5 protein-coding genes are annotated in these 4,141 nt (G+C 61.8%); 4 read left to right on the forward strand and 1 reads right to left on the reverse strand.

The window, feature by feature from the left end; genetic code table 11:
• Together AC1D0Z_RS16960 and AC1D0Z_RS16965 are read left to right on the forward strand one after the other, a co-directional pair.
• The coding region (locus AC1D0Z_RS16960; protein ID WP_477659389.1) for an RNA polymerase sigma factor at positions 1-478 on the forward strand (478 nt) is incomplete at its 5' end.
• 164 nt (positions 479-642) lie between these two features.
• Positions 643-1,485 carry a hypothetical protein gene (locus AC1D0Z_RS16965; RefSeq protein ID WP_477659390.1) on the forward strand — a complete coding sequence of 281 codons (843 nt, stop codon included), beginning with the start codon at positions 643-645 and terminating at the stop codon, positions 1,483-1,485.
• Between the two features lie 76 nt (positions 1,486-1,561).
• Here AC1D0Z_RS16965 and AC1D0Z_RS16970 read toward each other — a convergent pair whose 3' ends face one another.
• Positions 1,562-2,515 carry a CoA transferase gene (locus tag AC1D0Z_RS16970; RefSeq protein ID WP_477659391.1) on the reverse strand — a complete coding sequence of 318 codons (954 nt, stop codon included), beginning with the start codon at positions 2,513-2,515 and terminating at the stop codon, positions 1,562-1,564.
• A gap of 216 nt (positions 2,516-2,731) precedes the next feature.
• Here AC1D0Z_RS16970 and AC1D0Z_RS16975 point away from each other — a divergent pair, with 216 nt between their 5' ends.
• Both AC1D0Z_RS16975 and AC1D0Z_RS16980 read left to right on the forward strand, forming a co-directional pair.
• Positions 2,732-3,301 carry a DUF2975 domain-containing protein gene (locus AC1D0Z_RS16975; RefSeq protein ID WP_477659392.1) on the forward strand — a complete coding sequence of 190 codons (570 nt, stop codon included), beginning with the start codon at positions 2,732-2,734 and terminating at the stop codon, positions 3,299-3,301.
• 29 nt (positions 3,302-3,330) lie between these two features.
• Positions 3,331-3,546, forward strand: coding sequence for a helix-turn-helix domain-containing protein (locus AC1D0Z_RS16980; protein WP_477659393.1), 216 nt, complete (start codon positions 3,331-3,333; stop codon positions 3,544-3,546).
• Positions 3,547-4,141 lie beyond the last annotated feature (595 nt).

Raw genomic sequence — 4,141 nt, forward strand, 5'->3', positions numbered from 1 at the left:
GGCCTCGCTGCTGCGGCAGCTCCAGCCCGATGCCCGCCGATACGCCCGCTACCAGTGCCACCGCGGCTCGGCCATCGAGGACGTGGTGCAGGAGGCGCTCATCATCATCTACCGCCGCGTCGGCACCGTGCGCGACGCTGGTGCGGTGTCCGGCTGGATGTTCAAAATCATCGCGCGGCTGTGCATGCTGCCGGCGCTCGCGCTGATGCGCGGCACCCAGGCGCTTTCCGATTACGACGAGGACAGGTACTTCGCGCAGATACCGCAGGACGAGCTGCGCATCGACCTCGTACGCGCGCTCGAGTCCCTGCCGCTGATGTACCGCGAGGTGGTGTTGCTGCGCGACATGGAGCAGCTCACCATCACCGAAATTGCGCAGCGCCTGCAGCTCACCCGCGAAGCGGCCAAAAGCCGCATTCACCGCGCGCGTGCGATGGTGCGTGAATACCTGAAGCCAGACGGAACGGCCCGAGGGTAGGCCGGCGCGTGACACCGCATCACTGTCACGGATTCGCTGCAGCCGGCAGGAGAGGGTAGTTACGGCCGCATGGGATGTGGTTCTCTGGCAAGATAAGCAGAGACACGTCGCCAGGCCTCAGACCTTTTACTGGCCCTGGCTTCATCACACCTTCTGGAGACACCATGGACATTGTCCGCAAAGCATTTGCCGCTTTCACCATGGCCGCTGTGCTGTCCTGCGCCTGGCTGGCGCCGCTGGATGCGCCCGCCATGCAGCAGGTTGATGCGGGTCTCAAGCGCGCGCTGGTGAGCTTCGCAACCGCCAGGCTGCTTAACGGTGTGATTTCGGTGGCGCAGGGAACTGAAGCGTCGGTGCAGCCTTTTGGTGTGGGTGTCACGTTTGCACCCGGGCAAATCCTGGATCCGGTCAACGACCTGGTGGAACAGTTTTCGCATTTGATGCTGGCTGCCAGTGTGGCTTTCGGCGTTCAAAAGGTCCTGATCAGCATCGGCAGTTACTGGCCGGTGTCGCTGGCGCTGAGCGCGACAGTGCTGGGCTGGTGGTGGTGTTACCTGCGCAGGCCGCAGGTGCCGTTGTGGCTGTCAAGGCTGCTGGTGATCCTGCTGATGCTGCGCTTTGCGGTTCCGGTTGTCACCTTGGGCACCGACATGCTGTGGCAAAAATTCCTCGCGGCCGACTACGCTGCCAGCCAGCAATTGATCGACAGCACCACCGGCAAGGCCGGCCAGCTCAACTCGCCAGCCGCCGCAGCACCTGACAACCGCGGCCTGGTGGAGGGCTTGAAAGACTGGCTGGCAAAGAACGGTGACGTGACAAAGCACTTCGAGAGCCTCAAGCGGGCGGCCGAGCAGGCCACCGAGCACATCATCCGGCTCATCGTGATCTTTGTGCTGCAGACGCTGGTGATCCCGCTGCTGCTGCTGTGGGCCCTCTACGGTTTTGTCAGGCAGGTGTTGCTGGGGCAGCGCTGGCAAAGGCTGCCGGCAGCCTCTGACCTGTATTGATGTGTGAGGGCGCCGGCGCATCCGGTTCATGCGTCAAATTGGCCGTTTGATCAATAAGGACGTGCGCAAGCAGCTCCTAATTTGATAGCGAATGCAGTGGGATGTCCTGGTCCTGCGCCAGTTTGTCCAGCTCCTTGCGCGTCTTGCCCAGAAGCCAGGCCTCAATAGCCGCGTGCGTGGCGGGCGCGAACATGGCCTTCATGCTGGAGGCCGCCACGCCGGCTGCCGCGCACAGGCTTGCGGCAAAGTGCGGCTCCAGCGCGGCAAGCGCCACGCGCCCGTCCTTGCAGCGATACACGCGGTAACCTGCATGCCCGCCGCCCACGGCGGCGCCGGGCTGCGTCAGCCCCCAGGCGCGGGGCAGGGCCAGGTAGGCGGCCGCGCTGGAAAGCGCTACTTCAAGAAAGACCCCTTTGCCCTTGGTCCGCTGGTGCATCACGGCCTGCAGCACGGCCCCGCTGGCCATCAATGAGCCGCCCATGTCGGCGTACAGCGTGGCGGGCAGGTCCACACCGGTGATCAGGTCGTTCTGCGCCAGGTAGGTCAAATCATGGCCCGGCTCGTCCGCCCGCTCACCCGGGCTGCCGACGATGGCGACCTGGCTCAGGTGCGGGTGCTGTTTGTGCAGCGCTTTCCAGGTCAGCCCCAGCTTGGCCAGCGCGGCCGGCCTGAAGGAAGTGAGCAGCACGTCGGTTTGCGCCAGTTCGCGGTGCAGCAGTTTTTGGCCGCTTTCGGTTTTCAGGTCGGCGGTGGCGGTGCGCACACCCGCATGGAGCGCGGCATACGCCGTGGGGTTGTACTGCTGCATCGGGTCGCCCGACGGTGGCTCCAGCTTCACGCAACGGGCGCCCATCTCGCGGCAGCGCATCAGGGCCGCCGGGCCGGGGAGGTTAAGCGCCAGGCTCAACACCCGTACCCCCTTGAGTGACGGTATCGGCCGGGCTGCCTGGGTGGAGGCGGTGGAGGCGGTGGAGGCCTTCGGTGTGGCTGGCTTGCGGGCGTGGGCGGGTTTGGCAGGTGTGGTCGGCATGGYGGTCAGTGCTGTGAACGGCAGGGTGGGCAAGGCGGAAGCCGCCTGACGCTTGTGCGGCCAATTTACCCTAATCCCACAGGCAGCGGCCTTGCAAACTGGATGACCGGGCAGGAATCGCTGGAAATAATTTCTGTTTTATAGATATTAATTATTGTTTTATAGTAATTATTCTGAGACACTGAAGGCCTCTTTAACAAGGCAAGAGGTGGTCCCTTGAAAAATACGGCAACCCCCATGGCCCTCACCGGGCCGGACGTCCAGGGCATCAGCAGTGTGCTGGCCTGGGCTTGTGCATTGCTCGCGGTGGCGTTGCCGCTTGCGGTCGCATACCACCTGCTCACAACGCCGGTCGAAAGCCATCTGTTGCGTGCGGGGATCATGCTGTCGGCATCACAGGCTTCTGCGCTCGACATCACGGTGGGCCAGAAAAGCCTGGCTGCCTTGCTGGGCGTGCTGCCTGTCTGCTGCGCGTCGTACGGCCTGGTGTGTGCCATGCGCTGCTTCTCCGGTTTTTCGCAGGCTGAATATTTCAGCGTGCGTACCGTCAAATACCTGCGCGGTTTTGCCGCCGGCATTTTTGCGTCTGTGGTGGCTGGCGTGGTGTCGGCCACATTGGTTACCGTGGTGCTGACATCAGGCGCACCGGCCGGGCAGCGGGCATTCTCTCTGGGCCTGGGCAGCAACGAGCTGTTGACGCTGCTGTTTGCCGGCATGGTCTGGCAAATCGCCGCCGTGATGGCCCGCGCGGTGGCGCTGGCTGAAGAGAACGCGCAGTTCGTCTAGCGTTACGTTTCCGGTTTTCTTTTCGCCGCATGCCCATCGTTGTCAAACTCGATGTGATGCTGTCCGAACGCAAGGCCAGGTCCAAAGACCTGGCCGCGTATGTCGGCATCACCGAAGCCAACCTGTCCCTGCTCAAGCAGGGCAAGGTCAAGGGTGTGCRCTTTGACACACTGATGCGTATTTGCGAATTTCTCGATTGCCAGCCGGGGGACCTGCTGGTTTCGCGGCCGGATGAAGCCGCTTAAAGGACTGGCATGAAATTTTTTTTGACGATGGCGGCGATGATGGGCTTGGCGGGCTGCGCCGATATCAATTGGCCACGCACGGCGAAAGAATCCCTCAATTCGGCCTGCCGGGGCAGTAGCAATTGCCGCATCGATTGCGAGCCGCGTTCGGCGGCCGCGGCGAATGAGCCCCGGTGTATGGATCCAGGCCGCAGGCGGCGAAGCGAGTAAGGGTCATATCTGATCTCCTCCATATACAGGAGGCTATTTGTTTCAGCGAGACTTAGACTCAGTCATCGTCAGGCTTCACAGTTCAATCGTCTTCGGGTTGACATGCGACTGGATCGCTCCTTAGTTCTAAAAAGCAACTCCTATGCGGAAACTCTTTGCGTACTTAGTCCGAAAAGATTGGCTTCGTAAATTGAGCGAAGCGGTGACGGTTGTGACCATACTAGTAGTTGTGCCAATACTTGCATTTAGTCAGGCCACCATTGAGAGCATCGTAGGAGGTTGGTTGTCGCAGTGCATCGCTGTTGTAGCCGTTACTAGAAAAGGTACCGAGGCCCCCATAGTTCGGATCTATTCTTTTGGGGAAATGCCGGAGTCGCTTCCATTG

The sequence above is a fragment of the Polaromonas sp. P1_E3 genome (assembly GCF_056405935.1).

What these genes read in the sequence shown, in the direction of transcription:
- AC1D0Z_RS16970 (WP_477659391.1), bottom strand. Translation starts at nt 2,515, where the DNA reads ATGCCGACCACACCTGCCAAACCCGCCCACGCCCGCAAGCCAGCCACA.
- AC1D0Z_RS16965 (WP_477659390.1), top strand. Translation starts at nt 643, where the DNA reads ATGGACATTGTCCGCAAAGCATTTGCCGCTTTCACCATGGCCGCTGTG.